The sequence below is a fragment of the Stenotrophomonas sp. Br8 genome (assembly GCF_014763005.1).
GTDB lineage: Bacteria > Pseudomonadota > Gammaproteobacteria > Xanthomonadales > Xanthomonadaceae > Stenotrophomonas > Stenotrophomonas lactitubi.
In genome coordinates this window covers 76823-93462 of sequence record NZ_JACGTN010000007.1, presented here as the reverse complement: position 1 = coordinate 93462, position 16640 = coordinate 76823, and the positions used below count along the sequence as shown (strand labels likewise).

The window sequence follows — 16640 nt, the reverse complement described above, 5'->3', positions numbered from 1 at the left end:
TCGACCGCAGAAAACAACGGGAGCCAGCAGTGCCGGCTCCCGTTTTCATTCCAGCAATCGTCAGGCGTGCAGGCTGCGCTGGGTCGTCTGGGCCTGTTCCAGCTGCTGCTCGCGCGCCAAGGCCTGGCTGGCAGCCTGCTGGTCGATACGCAGGCTGCTCTGCTCAAGCGGCGTGTTCATCGCACGGGTAGTGTCGACCGACACGCGCAGATGGCCGGGGTCGCCGCCCTGGCCCTGCAGGGCGAAGCTGCGTGACGCGTCGGCACTCATCAGCACCTCGTCGATACGCTGTCCTCCGGCGGCATGCATCTCTGCAGCCAGGGAGCCTGCCAGCTGCGCGCTCATGCCATCGGGCATGCGGCCGACGCGGGCGTCCTGTGCGTGCACGCCGCGCAGGGCGTCGTTGAACAAGGGGTTGCCAGCGTGACCGGCGTCGTCGATGCGCAGCATGCCGAGGGGGAGCCCCTGCCGTTCCGCTTCGCGGCGTGCGGGTTCGCCCGGTTCCAGCGGGCCGCGCAGATGGTCGAAGAGATCCTTCACTCCGCCCGGCAGGCCGCGCGTACCGGTGGTGACGCCACTGCGCAGCAGCTCCATCTTGTCCCGGTATTCGTCGATCATCTTGACGTTGTCGCGCGCCAACGCCTGTGTCTCTGGCCTGCCCAGCACCGAGTCGTCGCCGAGGAAATTGACCAGCTTGTGTGAACCGAAGGAATTGGCGGCCGCGCCCAGTGCGCTGTCGGGAATCAGGATGCGCAGACGGCTGTTGCTGAAGCCCCAATCACCCAGCGTGTCGATCTCCCGGGGCGTGGCGTAAACACGCACCTGGCCGAAGTGCGGCGAGGCAGCACTGACCGGGTCGGCAGCCATGACGTGGTTGACCACGCTGGTGCCGCCTTCGGGGATGCGGTAGCCAAGACTGGCCGCACCATAGGCGTTGAAGGTCTCGCCTTTCAGGTTGTAGTGGTGTGCGCTGATCTGGGCCAGCGCCCCGCCCAGCGAATGGCCGGTGACGGTCACCTCCGGCGCCTGGCCGAGGTCGCGCCCTTCTTTGGCAGCGTAGGCGAGGGCGCGTTGGGTCAGTGCAAGCGCGTCTGCGGCCTGCACGTTGTAGCGGGTGACCACCATGCCGCCGTCGGCAAGAAGGCCATCGCGCGCGATCTGCTCGGTGCCGCGATGGGAGACCACGATCTCCTGCGTGTCCACGCGCTGATAGATCGTGCCTTGATAGCCATTGAAGCGATTGCTGACATGCTCGAGCACTTTGTAGTCATGCCCGTTGAGCGCTACATGCTCTTCCTGCCCGGGGGCGCGGCGACCGACTTTCAGGTCGCGGTAGGCATCGTTGGACAGCGCGGCGTAGTCCTGGCTGTCGAGGGTCACGGCTGCACCTCATCGGCCGTCAACGTGGCAGAGAACAGCGTGTCCTGCAGTTCCGGGCGGAAGCGGCTGGCGTCCTTCTGGCCGGTAGCGCCGTAGTCGGGCAGGTCCGCCACTCGCGGGTAATCGCCCTGCGGATAATGGCGCGTCTCGCTCTGGCCCTTGACGAACGGATCGGCCTCGATGAAAGACAGGAAGCGGGTCTCGCCGTCGGCGCCGGTCGCCTTCAACATCGCACCGGCACCACTGAAAGCCCAATGGCAGACACCGCGGCCGTAGTAGTCCTCGTCGAGCATGCGGTCCAGGTAGATGGTGCCGCGGTACTCGTTGTCGGTGACCCTGCGCAGCGTCACCGGCTCCTGGCTGGTGATGCGTGCCGGAGCGCCGGTGGCCGGCTCGATGTAGCCGCACTGCGCTTCGTTGCTGACGTCGTACTGGGCAACGCCTTCGACCACGGCAAAGCTGCCCGGCGGGTTCTGCAGGCGCAGTACCAACTCATAGGCCTTGCGCGGTGAAGGGTTTAGCTTGGCCAGGCCACGTCCTCCCTGGGCGACATCGGACTCGGCGGAAGCAAGTTCCTGGTTCATGGCGGTCTCCGGGCTGCAGGCGATCAGTAGAAGCAAGACAAGACACGGGAGGGACGTGCGGCGCACGGTCAGCCTCCGGTCGGGGGAGTGAACGCGTTCGCGAAGGGGCACGCAGCGGGCGACGGAGATGCGCACCGCGCTGGCGAGGAAAGACGGGCAATCACGGCATGTCTCCTTTCCTTGGTGACCACGATCCCGAACCCGGGAGGGGTAGATTGCGCGATTCTCGCGGCAAAAAAGTGAAATAGTCGAAATTTTGACGCTATCAACTTGGATTGGATGCGGCGAACTGTGATTCGTATCCGGATTTCACATGTGTAGAGCGGGCGTCAGGCGCTGACTGTTGCTTCCTCGATGCGGGGTGATCCGGGATGATCAAGTTACTCAATCCGTTCCGAAGACATGCCGACGATGCTTTCCATCCGCCCTGAACTGCCCGCAGACACTGCTGGAATCCACTCGCTGACCGAGGCGGCCTTCCGCAACGCACCGCACAGCAGCCACACCGAACACCACATCGTCGATGCATTGCGTGAGCGTGGCGAGTTGAGCATCTCGCTGGTGGCGGAGGATGCCGGCCGACTGGTCGGTCATGTCGCGATTTCCCCGGTCAGTGTGCAGGACGGCAGCCAGGGCTGGTTCGGGCTCGGGCCGATTTCGGTGCTGCCGGAGCAGCAGGGACATGGCGTGGGCACGGCATTGATGCGGGCCGCGATCGAGGCGTTGCGCGTGCAGGGCGCGCGGGGCTGCGTGCTGTTGGGCGAGCCAGGCTATTACGGGCGTTTTGGTTTTCGTGCCGTGCCGGATCTGGTGCTGCCGGGCGTGCCGGCGGAATACTTCCAGACGCTGTGCCTGCAGCCGCCGATGGCGCAGGGCGAGGTACGTTACTCGCCGGCGTTCGACGCGGTCGGTTGATCGGCGGACGGCCGGCGCTCCGGGCGCCGGTCAGCCTTGATGGCGAAGGTGAATGAGGGGATATGGACGACCCTGCGAATCCACCGGCGAGCGGCCGGTTTCAGTGAAACCCATGCGCTGATAGAAGCCCACAGCCTGTGCATTCTGCGCATTGACGTCGGTGGTCAGTTGCGGGTGCCGGGCCACCGCATGCAGCAGCAACTGGCGGCCGATGCCGGTTCCGCGCACGTCGGGATCGATGAACAACGCTTCCATGTGCGAGCCGTCGATCAGCATGAAACCCTGCGGCCGGTCTTGGTCGTCGACTGCCACGACCAGCGGGGCGTGCGGCAGGAAGCCGGCGACTTCGGCGTCGATGGCCTGGCGGTCTTCGGCACTGAGGAAGTCATGGGTGGCGTCGACGGCCCGGCGCCAGAGGTCGACGAGAGCGTCGCCATCGGTAGCGCGGGAAGGGCGCAGGGTGGTCATGGGCATGTCCAAGGTGCTTCGCAAGTGCACGCAAGTATAGCGGCCGGAACTGGAGGGAAGATGCCGTTTGGAGGCGGCCTGCGAGGCGCTGTCGACTTGGTCACAGAGGCCTGCGCTACACTGCGGTCGCGCTGAACTGTTCGAATTCGAGAACCGCCATGACCGACACCCTGGGCGTGCCCGTGCACGACGCCGACGAGCACTGGATGCGTCACGCGTTGGCATTGGCCGAACGCGCACAGCGTGAGTTCGACGAGATCCCGGTCGGCGCGGTGCTGGTGGGCGCAGACGGTCAGCTGCTGGGCGAGGGCTGGAACCTCAACATTGCCTCGCACGATCCCAGTGCGCATGCCGAGATCGTGGCCATGCGCGAGGGCGGGCGGATGCTGGCCAATCACCGCCTGATCGGCAGCACCCTGTATGTCACCCTGGAGCCGTGCGCGATGTGCGCGATGGCGATCGTGCATGCCCGTGTGGCGCGCCTGGTCTACGGTGCCAGCGATCCCAAGACGGGTGCCTGTGGCAGCGTGTTCGATCTGGTCGGTGATGCCCGCCACAATCACCGGGTCGAGGTCCATGCCGGCGTGCTGGCCAAGGAGGCGAGCAACCGCCTGACCAACTATTTCCGGGCCAAGCGCGGCAAGCCGCCGCTGCTGCTGGAGGACCACGCTGGCGAGGGCTGAGTGGCGAAAGGGTATGATGGCCGCCACTTTCCTTTACCGGCCGGCCTCGTGCCTGCCCAGCAACGAGGCGACACGATGGCAGAGAACGGCGCGGCCAACGAGCGACTGATCTGGATCGACCTGGAAATGACCGGGTTGGATACCGACAACGATTCGATCATCGAGATCGCCACCGTGGTCACCGATGCCCAGCTCAACGTGCTGGCCGAGGGCCCGGAGTTCGCCATCCACCATCCGCTGGAAACACTGGAAGCGATGGACGAGTGGAACCGCAACCAGCATCGTCGTTCGGGCCTGTGGCAGCGTGTCATCGACAGCACCACGACGCTCGGCCAGGCCGAAGCGCAGACAGTCGCCTTCCTGGCGCAGTGGATTCCGGCCGGCGTGTCGCCGATGTCGGGCAACTCCATCTGCCAGGACCGCCGCTTCCTGCACCGGCAGATGCCGCGGCTGGAGAAGTACTTCCACTACCGAAACCTGGACGTGTCCACGGTGAAGGAACTGGCCAAGCGCTGGGCGCCGACCGTGGCCGCTGGCGTGGGCAAGAACAGCAACCACACCGCGCTGAGCGATGTGCACGATTCGATCAACGAACTGCGCCACTACCGCCAGTTCATGGGCGCACTGTCGGGCCTGCCGACCCCTTGATGGGTAGTGCCGGCCGCTGGCCGGCAACCCTGCGGCGCAGGTGAGGATCAGGTGCTGCCGGCCAACGGCCGGCACTACGCTGCGTTCAACTCCGCGGCGCTATGATCGGCCGCATGAATGACCCCATCCTGCTGCCCCGTGATATCGCCCACGACGCCGGCGACTGGTCTGACCTGCAGCGGGCGGTTGCCTTGCTCGAGGCACCCACGATCACCGCACGCATGGCCAACCTGGTCGGGACGCCGCTGGAGTTCGCGGTGAAGGCGCTTCCCACCTCGGTGTCCAACCGCATCCACGGCGCGGTGCAGGCGGCGTTGTCCAAATCCGTGCAGGCCGCGCTGTGGAGCATGGACAACACTCCTGGCAAGGGAGCCTCGACACGTTGGCACAAGCTGGCGGCGGCGACGTCGGGCGCGGTTGGTGGTGCGTTCGGCTTTGCCGCGCTGTTCATCGAGTTGCCAGTGTCGACCACGATCATGATGCGCGCGGTGGCCGATGTGGCCCGCAGCGAAGGCTTCGATCTATCGCAGTTCAGTACCCGCCAGGCCTGCCTGGAGGTGTTCGCACTGGGCGGCAATTCGCCGCGCGACGATGCCAGCGAGACCGGCTACTACCTGGCCCGTGGCTTCACCACCGATGTGATGCGCCACCTGTCGGCCGAACTGGCCGGGCGCGTGGTGACGGGACGCGACCTGACCCTGGGCGTGGCGCCGAAGGAAGCCGGCAAGCTGCTGGCCAAGCTGGTGGAAAAGGTCGCCGCGCGCTTCGGTGTGGTGATCACCGAGAAGTTTGCCGCGCAGGCGGTGCCGATCGTCGGTGCGGCAGCCGGCGCCACGCTCAATACCATGTTCACCGACTACTACCAGGACATGGCCCGTGGCCATTTCATCGTGCGCCGGCTGGAGCTGAAGTACGGCGAGGAAGTGGTGCGCACCTGCTATGACCGCATCGCGCACGGCGGGGTGTTGATCGAGCCGACGTTGTAATCCACGCCATGCGTGGAGGCGGCATCGTTGCCTCGGCGGCACAACTGTTTTGCACGAACGCGCCTGTTGCGCGCGCAGCGCCATCCCCATCCTTGCCGGCAATCCCCCGCAAGAGAATGCCGCCATGTTGTTCACCCCCCACCGCCTGGGCGCGCTGACGCTGCCCAACCGCATCGTGATGCCGCCGATGACCCGCTCGCGTGCGGCTGCCGGCAATGTCGCCACCGCAGAGATGGCCGAGTACTACGCCCAGCGTGCCGGTGCCGGCCTGATCGTCAGCGAAGGCACCCAGATCAGCCCGCAGGGCCAGGGCTATGCCTGGACCCCTGGCATCCACAGCGAAGCGCAGGTGCAGGGCTGGCGCAGGGTCACCGATGCCGTGCACGCGGCCGGTGGTCGCATCTATGCCCAGCTCTGGCATGTAGGCCGGGTGTCCCATGTTGCTCTGCAGCCGGACGGCGCGGCGCCGGTCTCTTCCTCGGCACTGCTGGCCGAAGGGGTGAAGGTCTTTGTCGACCCCACCGGCGCCGGTCCGGAATCCGGCGTGGGCGAGATGATCCAGCACTCGATGCCGCGCGCGCTGGGTGAGGACGAGATCCCGGGCATCGTGGCCGACTATGCGCAGGCGACCCGCAATGCACTGGCCGCTGGCTTTGATGGCGTTGAGTTGCACGGTGCCAACGGCTACCTGATCAACCAGTTCATCGACTCGCAGGCCAATCAGCGTACCGATGGCTACGGCGGCGCGCTGCAGAATCGCCTGCGCTTTCTGCGCGAGGCGGTGCAGGCGGTGGTCGATGTCGCTGGCGGCGAGCGTGTCGGCGTGCGTCTGGCGCCGTTGACCACGCTGCAGGGGGCGGTGGACGACACGCCGCAGGCGACCTATCTGGCTGCCGCGCACCTGCTGGGCGAGCTGGGTGTGGGATACCTGCACATCGCCGAGGCCGACTGGGAGGATGCCCCGTTGATGCCGGTGGCGTTCAAGCAGGCGCTGCGGATGATCTATCCGGGCACGTTGATCTACGCCGGCAAGTACACCGCGGAGCGTGCCGGGCAGGCGCTGGCGGAAGGCTGGGCCGACCTGATCGGCTTCGGCCGGCCGTTCATCGCCAACCCGGATCTGCCTGAGCGCCTGCGCACCGGCGCGGTGTTGAATTCGCCGGATCGCGCGACGTACTTCGGTGGTGGCTCGGTCGGATTTACCGATTATCCGACGCTGGAAGAGGCCGTGGAGGCCTGACTCCGCGTCCGCCGGGCATGGCCCGGCGCTACCGATGCTGGTGGGTGGGTGCCGACCGTTGGTCGGCACTACCAGGATGGATCAGGGCCTGTCGCGCACCAGTGCGTCTGCCTCGACCACGCCGCCATCCTTGCCATGCAGGTACAGGTGCATGTCCTGCTGCGGATACGGGATGTTGATGCCGGCCTTGTCGTAGCCCAGCTTGATCTGCTCCAGCAGGGTGACCTTGGTGCCGAAGTGATCGGCCGATTTCACGTAGCAGCGGATGCCCAGGTTGATCGCGTGCGCACCCAGCTCGTACACCACCACGTCCGGTGCGGGCGTCTGCAGCACGCGCGGGTCGGCCTTCATCAGCGCCAGTGCGGTATCGCGGGCCAGCTGGATGTTGTCTTCGTAACCGATGCCCACCACCAGTTCGACGCGGCGGGTGGGCTCTGCCGTAAGGTTGATGATCGGTGCGGCGGTGATCAGCGTGTTCGGAATGGTGGTGTGCTGGTTGTCGGCACCGGTGATCACGGTCTGGAAAATGCGTACTTCGCGCACGGTGCCGGTCTGCCCGGCGATGGTCACCACGTCGCCCACGCGGAACGGGCGCAGGGTCACTAGCATCACGCCCGAGGCAATGTTCGACAGCGAATCCTTCAGTGCCAGGCCAACGGCCAGACCGGCGGTGCCGAGCACGGCCAGCAGCGGAGTGATCCTTACGCCGAGCGTATCGATGGCCAGCAGCACTACGATCACCAGCGAGGTGGCGTACACCACGTTGCGCAGGAAGTTGCCCAGCATCGGGTCCATGCCCATGCGCGTGGTCGCGCGCGGCATCGCATTGGACAGTCGGCGTGCGACCCACATCCCGACCAGAAACACGACGATGGCAGCGAGCAACGGCACGCCGTAGGTTTCCAGCAGACGCTCCCAGTCGAGCGAATGGAACCAGGACGTCGTGGCGGGCGAGGGTGGGGCAGCGGCGATCATGCGGACTCCTTTTGCAACGGGAACATGTACGACAGGAACATGGCGTGCGCGGACGCCAGAAACAGCAAGCCCCGCGAAGGCGGGGCTTGCGTGCAACTTCAGTATGGGCCGACGTCGATGAAAGCGACGTCAGCCATCAAGCATCAACGGCTCAACCCTTGGCCTTCAACTTGGCCAGACGCAGCCAGGTATCGACCACAGTGTCCGGGTTCAGCGACACCGACTCGATGCCTTCCTGCATCAACCACTCTGCCAGATCCGGATGATCGGACGGGCCCTGGCCGCAGATGCCGACGTACTTGCCCTTGGCACGTGCGGACTTGATCGCCATCGACAGCAGCTTCTTCACCGCCGGGTTCCGCTCATCGAACAGGTGCGCGACGATCGACGAGTCGCGATCCAGGCCCAGGGTCAGCTGGGTCAGGTCGTTGGAGCCGATCGAGAAGCCGTCGAAGATTTCCAGGAATTCATCGGCGAGCAGTGCGTTGGACGGCACTTCGCACATCATGATGATCTTCAGGCCGTTCTCGCCCTGCTTCAGGCCATTCTGTTCGAGCACCTCGACGACCTTGCGGCCTTCTTCCAGGGTGCGCACGAACGGGATCATGACCCACAGGTTGTCCAGGCCCATCTCGTTGCGCACGCGCAGCACGGCTTTGCACTCCAGCGCGAAGGCAGCCGAGAAGCTCGGATCGACGTAACGGCTGGCGCCGCGGAAGCCGATCATCGGGTTCTCTTCGTGCGGCTCGTAGCCGCTGCCGCCGATCAGGTTGGCGTACTCGTTGGACTTGAAGTCCGACAGGCGCACGATCACCGGATTCGGTGCGACCGAGGCAGTGAGGGTGGCGATGCCTTCGGCCAGACGGTCCACGTAGAAGCCGACCGGATCGGAATAACCGGCGATCTTCTCGTCGATCTTCTTCTTCGTCGCGGCGTCCTGGCGGTCGTATTCCAGCAGCGCGTTGGGGTGGATGCCGATGTGGCTGGCGATGATCATTTCCAGGCGAGCCAGGCCGATGCCGGCATTCGGCAGCTGGCCGAAGTCGAAGGCACGTTCCGGGTTGGCCACGTTCATCATGATCTTCAACGGTGCCGGCGGCATGTTGCCCAGATCGGTGGTGGTGCGCTCGAAACCGAGCTTGCCTTCGTAGATGAAGCCGGTATCGCCTTCAGCGCAGCTGACGGTGACCAGCTGGCCATCTTCAATGACCTTGGTCGCGTTGCCCGAACCGACCACGGCCGGCACGCCCAGCTCGCGGGCGATGATCGCGGCGTGGCAGGTACGGCCACCGCGGTTGGTGACGATCGCCGATGCGCGCTTCATCACCGGCTCCCAATCGGGATCGGTCATGTCGGCGATCAGCACGTCGCCCGGCTGCACGCGGTTCATGTCTTCCAGCGTCTTCACCACGCGGGCCACGCCAGCACCGATCTTGGCGCCGACGGCGCGGCCTTCGGCGAGAACGTTGCCACCCTTTTCGGTCAGCGCGAAACGCTCGATCTGGGTGGCATGGCTGCGCGACTTCACGGTTTCCGGGCGCGCCTGCACGATGAACAGCTTGCCGCTGACACCGTCCTTGGCCCACTCGATATCCATCGGGCGGCCGTAGTGCTTTTCGATGGTCAGTGCCTGGCGCGACAGTTCGGCCACGTCTTCATCGTTGATCGAGAAGGTGGTGCGCAGTTCGGCCGGGGTGTCCTCGATCCTGACGCGCTCGCCGGGGACATCCGAATACACCATGCGGATCGCCTTGCTGCCGAGCGAACGGCGCAGGATCGCCGGCTTGCCGGCCTGCAGGGTGGGCTTGTAGACGTAGAACTCGTCGGGGTTGACCGCGCCCTGCACGACCATTTCGCCCAGACCGAACGAGGAGGTGACGAACACCACGTCGCGGAAGCCGGATTCGGTGTCCAGGGTGAACAGCACGCCGGACGAACCCACGCCCGAACGCACCATCAGCTGCACGCCCGCCGACAGGAACACGTCTTCGTGCTTGAAGCCGTGGTGCACGCGGTAGGCGATGGCACGGTCGTTGTACAGAGAGGCGAACACTTCCTTGACCTTGTGCACGACATCGTCGGCACCAGTGACGTTGAGGAAGGTTTCCTGCTGACCGGCGAAGGAGGCATCGGGCAGATCTTCGGCGGTGGCCGAAGAACGCACGGCTACGGCCACGTCGCCGCCACCGTTGTCGGCGCTCAGCTTGGCGTAGGCGCTGCGGATGTCCTGGTCCAGCTGCGGCTGCAGCGGCGCATCGATCACCCAGCTGCGGATTTCCTTGCCGGCCGCGGTCAGCGCGGTGACGTCCTCGACGTCCAGCGTGGCCAGCTTGTCGAAGATGCGCTTGGACAGGTCGTTGTGCGCGATGAAGTCCTTGAAGGCTTCAGACGTGGTCGCATAACCTCCAGGAACGGAGACGCCCAGACCGGCCAGGTTGCCGATCATCTCGCCCAGCGAGGAATTCTTGCCGCCTACGCGGGCCAGGTCGGCCAGACGCAGTTCGTGCAACCACAGGATGTTCTCGTTCAAGCGCGATGCTCCGTTTGGCCATCGCCCGAGGCGGGCTTGGATGGCCGCGTCCGTAGGAAGAAGCCGATATGATGCCGGGCAGACCACCGTCGGCACAAGCTTGTGTTGACGGCCCTTTTAGGCTTCGTAGGGGGTAAATGCGCGCATGTCGACCATCCGTCCGGTGTTCTACGTTTCCGATGGAACCGGTATCACCGCTGAAACCATTGGGCATAGCCTGCTGACCCAGTTCTCCGGGTTCAGCTTCATTACCGACCGGATGTCATTTGTCGATGACCCCGAAAAAGCCCGGGAAGCGTGTGCCCGGATCCAGGCGGCGGGGGAGCGGTACCAGGTCCGGCCGATCGTGGTGAACTCCTGCGTGGACCAGAGCCTGAGCGTGATCCTGTCCGAAAGCGGGGCGCTGATGCTGGATGTGTTCGCCCCGTTCATCGAGCCGCTGGAGCGCGAACTGTCCAGCTCGCGCCTGAACCGGGTCGGCCAGGCCCACGGCATGGTCGACTTCGACACCTACCACCGGCGCATCAACGCGATGAACTTCGCGCTGACCCATGACGATGGCATCGCGGTGAATTACGACGACGCCGACGTGATCCTAGTGGCGGTGTCGCGGGCGGGCAAGACGCCCACCTGCATCTACCTGGCCCTGCATTACGGGGTGCGCGCGGCCAACTACCCGTTGACCGACGAGGATCTGGAGAGCGACCGCCTGCCGCCACGGCTGCGCAACTACCGACGCAAGCTGTTCGGCCTGACCATCGACCCGGACCGCCTGCAGCAGATCCGCCAGGAGCGCCGGCCCAATTCGCGCTACGCCAACCTGGACACCTGCAAGCGCGAGGTGGCCGCAGCGGAGGTCATGTTCCAGATGGAACGCATCCCGACCCTCAGCACCACCCATACCTCGATCGAGGAGATCTCCAGCAAGGTGCTGGGTACGCTGGGATTGCAGCGCGAGCTGTATTGATCCTTTCCCTCGCGCCGCGCTGCCGCCCAGCGGCCGGCACTACCAATGGGCGCTTCAACTGCGCCCTGTAGAGCCGAGCCTATGCTCGGCTGGGCCACCGGGTTCTGGCCGAAGAGCAGCCGAGCATGGGCTCGGCTCTACAGGGGTGATCGCCGTTGGCGGCTTGGCTGCGGGTTGAACTGTCCCCACGTTGAAGGGCCAACGTGTAGGATCAACCCATGGCCCGAGCATTGCCCCGTACCGAGCGCATTCCCCGCCTGAGCCGGCTGAGCTGGCTGATGGGGCTGTACGCGGAGAATTACCGCCACCTGGTGCGCCTGTTCGCGCCGGCCGAGCTGGTGGCGGGAAGCTACGTCTCCTCGGTAGGTGACGGCCTGGACGTGCGCCTGGATGTGATCGAGTGCCACCGCTACACGGTGGAGCTGCGCCTGACCTACGACCTGGCCGACCCGGTGACCGGTGAACCTGACCCATCGGCCTTCGTCCGTCTGTACCGGGACGCGCGCCAGGCCGAGACCACCCACTGCTACGTCGGCCGCCGCTGGCAGGACACGATGGGCCTGTACCCGCCGCCGGCCGAACTGATCAGCCATCGCATGCGGATGAACACCTTCCTCGGCAAATGGCTGGAATACCTGGCCGAACGCGGCCATGGCGTGGCTACCCTGCGCCTTGACCCTGACGGCAACACCGTGGGTGCCGGCGATCGTCGCCTGTCGCTGGTGCGTTGATCGGCCATAATCCACGGCTGACCCGCCGCCGGATTCGCACATGCCGTATACCCCGATCGTCGCCACCCTGGGCTATGTGCTCTCGCCCGATCGTCGCCAGGTGCTGATGATCCATCGCAATACCCGGCCGGGTGACCACCACCTGGGCAAGTACAACGGCCTGGGCGGCAAGGTCGAGCCCACCGAGGACGTGGCCGCCGGCATGCGCCGTGAGATCGCAGAGGAAGCCGGCATCGACTGCACCGCCATGCGCCTGCGCGGCACCATCAGCTGGCCGGGTTTCGGCAAGCATGGCGAAGACTGGTTCGGTTTCGTGTTCGTCATCGACAGCTTCGAGGGTGCCCCGCACGGCGGCAACCACGAAGGCACCCTGGAGTGGGTGGACGTGGACAAGCTGGACACGCTGCCCATGTGGGAGGGCGACCGCAACTTCCTGCCGCTGGTGTTCGATGCCGATCCGCGCCCGTTCCACGGGGTGATGCCTTACCGGGATGGACGCATGCAGAGCTGGTCCTTCAGCCGTCTTTGACGCGGTGAGCAGATCAGATTGAAGGCTGATCCTGATCGCTTGATTGAGCACCGGCCTTGCCCGGCATGCTCATGGATGTGATGGTTAATTAATACCCGGGCAATATTTGACGTCATTAAATTACCCGGGTAATATTTACGCATCCTCACTGATGCCATTGTCATGCAAGCATCCCGACTCGCCCCTTTCAGCTGTTTCGACGGCCATCGCCTGGTCGTCTCTGGTACGCCGGAAGCGGCCGCAATGGCACTCAAGCAGTTGCGCGCGGACAACGCGCCCGGTCCACTACTGGTATTCGACAACGCCACCGGCCGTACCCACGATTTCGATACTCGTGGCAGTGATGCGCAGCTGCTGGTGCGTATTGCCAAGGCGTTTCCAGCGCCAGTCGAAGTGGATGAGGGCCCCCTGGTCGATGACGCGTCCGTCGTCCCGCGTGGCCGCGGACGTCCCAAGCTGGGTGTGATCGCCCGCGAGGTGACTCTGCTGCCTCGTCACTGGGCATGGCTGGCCGAACAGCCGGGCGGTGCCTCGGTGGTGCTGCGCCGGCTGGTGGAAGCGGCCAGCCGCGCCGGTGCGGACAAGGACCGCACGCGCCGCTACACCGAGCGCGCCTATCACTTCCTGCAGGCCATCGCCGGTGACCTGCCGGGCTTCGAAGAGGTCATCCGCGTGCTGTTCGCGCATGATCGCGCCGGGCTTGAGGCAGCGCTGCAGTCCTGGCCAGCGGATGTGCGCAGCCACGCCCTGTGCCTTGCCTTCGATGACGCTGCGGACGGCGACGACTGAATCACCGCGCGGCGCGTGATTCAGTCGTCCTGATCGCGGGCTGCGCACCATCCCCTGTGTGCTTCCTTTGCTGGCGGAGATGCCGGGCAGGGCGGCGCCTTGCCCATGGAATCCCATGAACTCTGCTTCCAACCCGATGTCCCCGGCGATGACGCCACCGCTGTGGCGCAGCTACCTGGCCCTGCTGTTGCCGATGCTGCTGACCAATGCGTTGCAGCTGGCCGCAGGCACGCTCGACAACATCTACCTTGGCCATCTGCTGGGAACGCAGGCGGTAGCCGCCGCCGCCGCGTTCTTCCCCGTCTTCTTCCTGCTGCTGGCATTGGTGATGGGCCTGGCGACCGGGGCCATGGTGCTGATCGGACAGGCGTGGGGTAGTGGCAGGCCGCAACAGGCGCAGGCTGTCGCTGGCAGCGCGGTGGCCCTGGTGGTGATGTTGTCGGCGCTGGTGATGGCGGTGGGTGGCATCTTCGCGCCCCAACTGCTTGTGGCACTGGGAACACCAGCGCCGATCCTGGTCGAGGCCATCGTCTATGCGCGGATCGTGCTGTTGGGTGCGCCGGTCTTTTTCCTGCTGTGGCTGGCCACCGCCGTCAGTCGTGCAGTGGGAGATGCGAAGACGCCGCTGCATGCCCTGTTGCTGGCTACCGTGGTCGGCCTGTTGTGCACACCGCTGTTGATCCTGGGCTGGGCCGGCCTGCCGAAGCTGGGGGCCGCCAGTGCGGCCTTGTCGGCAGTGTTCGCCTCAGCGCTGGCGCTGGGCTGGTTGCTGTGGCGCTGGCATTGCGTCGGTCATCCGCTCGCTCCAGGCCGGGAGCTGCTCGGTGCCATTCGTTTCGATGGGGCGCTGGTGCGTTCGATGCTGCGCATTGGTGCGCCATCTTCCCTGCAGATGCTCAGTCTGGCCATTGCCGAGATCGTGCTGCTGGGCTGGATCAACAACCATGGCTACCAAGCGACCGCCGCGTATGGTGCGGTCAACCAGTTGATGAGCTGGGTGCAGCTGCCGGCCATGTCGCTCGGAATCACCGCCACCATCCTCGCCGCCCACGCGATGGGCCCGGGTCGGGCGACGCGGCTGCCGGAGATCGCCCGCACCGGTGTGCTGCTGGGCCTGGGTCTGTTGACGCTTGTGGTGGCTCTGGCAGTCGGGTTGGCGCCGTGGCTGGCTGGGCTGATCCTGGATGCGCCGGCGGTGCGGGAACTGGCGGCCCAGCAGTTGCGCACGGTTGTGTGGGGCGTGCTGGCGATGGGAATCAGCGCGGTGCTGGTCGGGGTGATGCGCGGCAGCGGCTTCGTGCTGCTGCCGGCGCTGGCGGGAGTAGCCGCTGTCCTGCTGCTGGAGCTGCCGTTGGCGACGTGGCTGCAGGCGCGGCATGGCTTGGCTGGGCTGTGGTGGGCCTGGCCGCTGGGGTTGCTGGCGATGCTGTTGCTGCAGCTGCTTTGCTTCTTCGGCTGGAGGCGCCGGCTTGCTGTTCGAGCCTGAGCCAGAGCACATGCGGAGCGGGGCGGGGCCTGTGACGTTCCTGCATTCCGCTATCGCCCAAGCGTCAGCAGAGCAGTCTTTTGCAGTTCAAGTGGCCGGCCCTACCGGCGGCGCGCCAGCAGCAGGTGGAAGTGCTTTTCCCGCTGCTGGCCGTCATTGCCGGTTGTGCATTCGCGATGCGAGCGCCATGCCGTGACGCTGAAGCCGGACACCCGCAGCGCCAGCTCCACGGCATCCAGCTCATGCAGTTCGAAGTCGGCGGCGAAGGGCAGGCTGCGCATGAATCCAGCATCGCCGAAGGCCAGGCATAGCCGGCCGCCGCGATGCAGCACCCGCGCCAGTTCATCCAGCACGGGGGCCAGGTTCGGCCAGAAGTACAGGGTGTTGACCGCCAGCGCAGCATCGACGCAGGCATCCGCCAAGGGCAGGGCATGGGCATCGCCCTCGCGCAGCGCGGCACGCCCGGCAAGGCCGCTGGCGGCAAGATGCTGGTTGCCGGCGTCGACCATGGCACGGGACAGCTCGACGCCCACGTAGCAACTGCCGCTGGCCTGCAGCAGCAGCGGCGCGAAGGCGGCGTTGCCTGGGCCGATCTCCAGCACCTGCTCTCCGGGAGCGACGGCCAGCAACGCGATTGCTGCCTGGTTGAGGGCGCCGTTGCTGCGGTTCATCGATTCGCCCACGGCCAGCGCGGCCTCGCCATGGGGCTGCCGCAACTGCGCGGCCAGGGTGCGTGCATCCAGCATCAACATCGTCCGTCGGTAAGGAGTCGGACGTGGCGGCGGCGGGTCCGCCGCAGACCATAGCGCCAGCCGATCGGCTTGGGAAGTAGGGAAACCCCGGCTTGAGGTGATCAGGAAATGTCCAGCGTCGCAGTCGGTGAGAGCCACTTGTCCACAGGGGGTGTGGATTACGCGTGGGCAACTTTGTGGATAAGCACTGGCAGGCGCCACCCCCCTAGGCTGTCAAGATGGGTGGCGAAAAATTCACCGCCGGTGAGGATCGGTGAGTGACGGGTGAAGGGCGGGGTCAGCCCACGCTGTTGCCGGTGGCGGCGCTCGCGGTACCCTGTGGGCCTTGATGCCCCGTGAGACTTCATGAAACGTCACTTCTCGATGCTGCGCGAGTTCCATCTGGCGGACTGGTTCACCCTCGCCAACGCTTTCTGCGGCACCGGCGCGGTGTTTGCCGCGATGCGTTTCCTGCAGGATGGCGAGCGCGGCTATCTGCTGTTCGGCATGGCGCTGATCCCGCTGGCTTTCATTTTCGATGCACTGGACGGCCGCATCGCGCGCTGGCGCAAGTCCAGTTCGACCCTGGGCCGCGAGCTCGACTCCCTGTCGGACGTGATTTCCTTCGGTGTCGCACCCGCAGCGCTGGCCTATGCCTGTGGCATGCAGGGCGGCTGGGACTGGCTGGTGCTGAGCTACTTCGTCTGCTGCGGCGTCAGCCGCCTGGCCCGTTACAACGTGACCGCCGAGGCGATGAGCGGTGACGAAGGCAAGGTGAAGTACTTCGAGGGAACACCGATCCCCACCAGCCTGGCGCTGGTGATCGTGCTGGCGATCGCCGCCGGCACCGATGCCATCGGCCACGACCTGTGGCTGGGCCAGTGGCAGATCGGCCCCTGGCAGCTGCATCCGTTGGTGCTGCTGTTCGCGCTGTCCGGGTCGCTGATGATCAGCAAGACCCTGCGCATTCCCAAGCCATGACCCAGCCCTGCGGAGGA

17 protein-coding genes are annotated in these 16640 nt (G+C 65.7%); 11 read left to right on the top strand and 6 right to left on the bottom strand.

All coding sequences use genetic code 11. The features are described 5' to 3' along the window. Nucleotides 1-60 precede the first annotated feature (60 nt). Together H3005_RS06985 and H3005_RS06980 are read right to left on the bottom strand one after the other, a co-directional pair. A complete protein-coding gene (locus H3005_RS06985; RefSeq protein ID WP_100552873.1) occupies nucleotides 61-1380 on the bottom strand; it encodes an XVIPCD domain-containing protein in 1320 nt (439 codons plus the stop codon). Beyond that, entirely contained in the window at nucleotides 1377-2030 is a 654-nt protein-coding gene (locus tag H3005_RS06980; protein WP_100552872.1) for a hypothetical protein, read from the bottom strand. Before H3005_RS06980 ends, H3005_RS06985 begins: the two co-directional genes overlap by 4 nt. A 345-nt stretch (nucleotides 2031-2375) precedes the next feature. Here H3005_RS06980 and H3005_RS06975 point away from each other — a divergent pair, with 345 nt between their 5' ends. After that, nucleotides 2376-2879: an N-acetyltransferase gene (locus H3005_RS06975; protein ID WP_100554143.1), complete on the top strand. Its 504-nt coding sequence runs from the start codon at nucleotides 2376-2378 to the stop codon at nucleotides 2877-2879. A gap of 30 nt (nucleotides 2880-2909) precedes the next feature. Here H3005_RS06975 and H3005_RS06970 read toward each other — a convergent pair whose 3' ends face one another. Then, nucleotides 2910-3347 carry an acetyltransferase gene (locus H3005_RS06970; RefSeq protein WP_100552871.1) on the bottom strand — a complete coding sequence of 146 codons (438 nt, stop codon included), beginning with the start codon at nucleotides 3345-3347 and terminating at the stop codon, nucleotides 2910-2912. A gap of 158 nt (nucleotides 3348-3505) precedes the next feature. Here H3005_RS06970 and tadA point away from each other — a divergent pair, with 158 nt between their 5' ends. The 4 genes from tadA to H3005_RS06950 all read left to right on the top strand — a co-directional run bounded on the left by tadA (nucleotide 3506) and on the right by H3005_RS06950 (nucleotide 6904). Next, nucleotides 3506-4030: a tRNA adenosine(34) deaminase TadA gene (gene tadA, locus H3005_RS06965; protein ID WP_108266414.1), complete on the top strand. Its 525-nt coding sequence runs from the start codon at nucleotides 3506-3508 to the stop codon at nucleotides 4028-4030. A 75-nt stretch (nucleotides 4031-4105) separates the two neighbouring features. Continuing rightward, the gene (gene orn / locus H3005_RS06960; RefSeq protein WP_100460358.1) at nucleotides 4106-4678 is read left to right on the top strand and encodes an oligoribonuclease; all 573 of its coding nucleotides are present in this window, start codon (nucleotides 4106-4108) and stop codon (nucleotides 4676-4678) included. 113 nt (nucleotides 4679-4791) lie between these two features. Further along, on the top strand, nucleotides 4792-5664 hold the full coding sequence (locus tag H3005_RS06955; RefSeq protein WP_100554142.1) for an EcsC family protein: 873 nt from the start codon (nucleotides 4792-4794) through the stop codon (nucleotides 5662-5664). 124 nt (nucleotides 5665-5788) lie between these two features. After that, nucleotides 5789-6904 (top strand): alkene reductase, encoded by a 1116-nt coding sequence (locus H3005_RS06950; RefSeq protein ID WP_100552869.1) that lies wholly within the window; start codon nucleotides 5789-5791, stop codon nucleotides 6902-6904. Between the two features lie 81 nt (nucleotides 6905-6985). On the opposite strand, the gene H3005_RS06945 is transcribed toward H3005_RS06950, so the two are convergent. Both H3005_RS06945 and ppsA read right to left on the bottom strand, forming a co-directional pair. Beyond that, nucleotides 6986-7879, bottom strand: a complete 894-nt coding sequence (locus H3005_RS06945; protein WP_100552868.1) for a mechanosensitive ion channel domain-containing protein — start codon at nucleotides 7877-7879, stop codon at nucleotides 6986-6988. Between the two features lie 151 nt (nucleotides 7880-8030). Then, a complete protein-coding gene (gene ppsA, locus H3005_RS06940) occupies nucleotides 8031-10409 on the bottom strand; it encodes a phosphoenolpyruvate synthase (protein WP_089236005.1) in 2379 nt (792 codons plus the stop codon). Between the two features lie 145 nt (nucleotides 10410-10554). Between ppsA and H3005_RS06935 the strand changes: the two genes are divergently transcribed. The 5 genes from H3005_RS06935 (at nucleotide 10555) to H3005_RS06915 (ending at nucleotide 14911) form a co-directional block, all read left to right on the top strand. Beyond that, on the top strand, nucleotides 10555-11376 hold the full coding sequence (locus tag H3005_RS06935; RefSeq protein WP_089236004.1) for a pyruvate, water dikinase regulatory protein: 822 nt from the start codon (nucleotides 10555-10557) through the stop codon (nucleotides 11374-11376). 218 nt (nucleotides 11377-11594) lie between these two features. Beyond that, nucleotides 11595-12107: a DUF1249 domain-containing protein gene (locus tag H3005_RS06930; RefSeq protein WP_100552867.1), complete on the top strand. Its 513-nt coding sequence runs from the start codon at nucleotides 11595-11597 to the stop codon at nucleotides 12105-12107. A gap of 40 nt (nucleotides 12108-12147) precedes the next feature. After that, entirely contained in the window at nucleotides 12148-12636 is a 489-nt protein-coding gene (locus H3005_RS06925; RefSeq protein WP_100552866.1) for an 8-oxo-dGTP diphosphatase, read from the top strand. A 162-nt stretch (nucleotides 12637-12798) separates the two neighbouring features. Beyond that, nucleotides 12799-13425 (top strand): DUF2239 family protein, encoded by a 627-nt coding sequence (locus tag H3005_RS06920; RefSeq protein WP_100552865.1) that lies wholly within the window; start codon nucleotides 12799-12801, stop codon nucleotides 13423-13425. 115 nt (nucleotides 13426-13540) lie between these two features. Further along, a complete protein-coding gene (locus tag H3005_RS06915; RefSeq protein WP_100552864.1) occupies nucleotides 13541-14911 on the top strand; it encodes an MATE family efflux transporter in 1371 nt (456 codons plus the stop codon). Nucleotides 14912-15012: 101 nt separating this feature from the next. Here the strand turns inward: H3005_RS06915 and H3005_RS06910 are convergent, their stop codons facing one another. Continuing rightward, complete coding sequence (locus H3005_RS06910; protein ID WP_100552863.1) at nucleotides 15013-15663, bottom strand: class I SAM-dependent methyltransferase; 651 nt, start codon at nucleotides 15661-15663, stop codon at nucleotides 15013-15015. A 345-nt stretch (nucleotides 15664-16008) separates the two neighbouring features. Here H3005_RS06910 and H3005_RS06905 point away from each other — a divergent pair, with 345 nt between their 5' ends. Next, nucleotides 16009-16623 carry a phosphatidylcholine/phosphatidylserine synthase gene (locus tag H3005_RS06905; RefSeq protein ID WP_025879258.1) on the top strand — a complete coding sequence of 205 codons (615 nt, stop codon included), beginning with the start codon at nucleotides 16009-16011 and terminating at the stop codon, nucleotides 16621-16623. Nucleotides 16624-16640 lie beyond the last annotated feature (17 nt).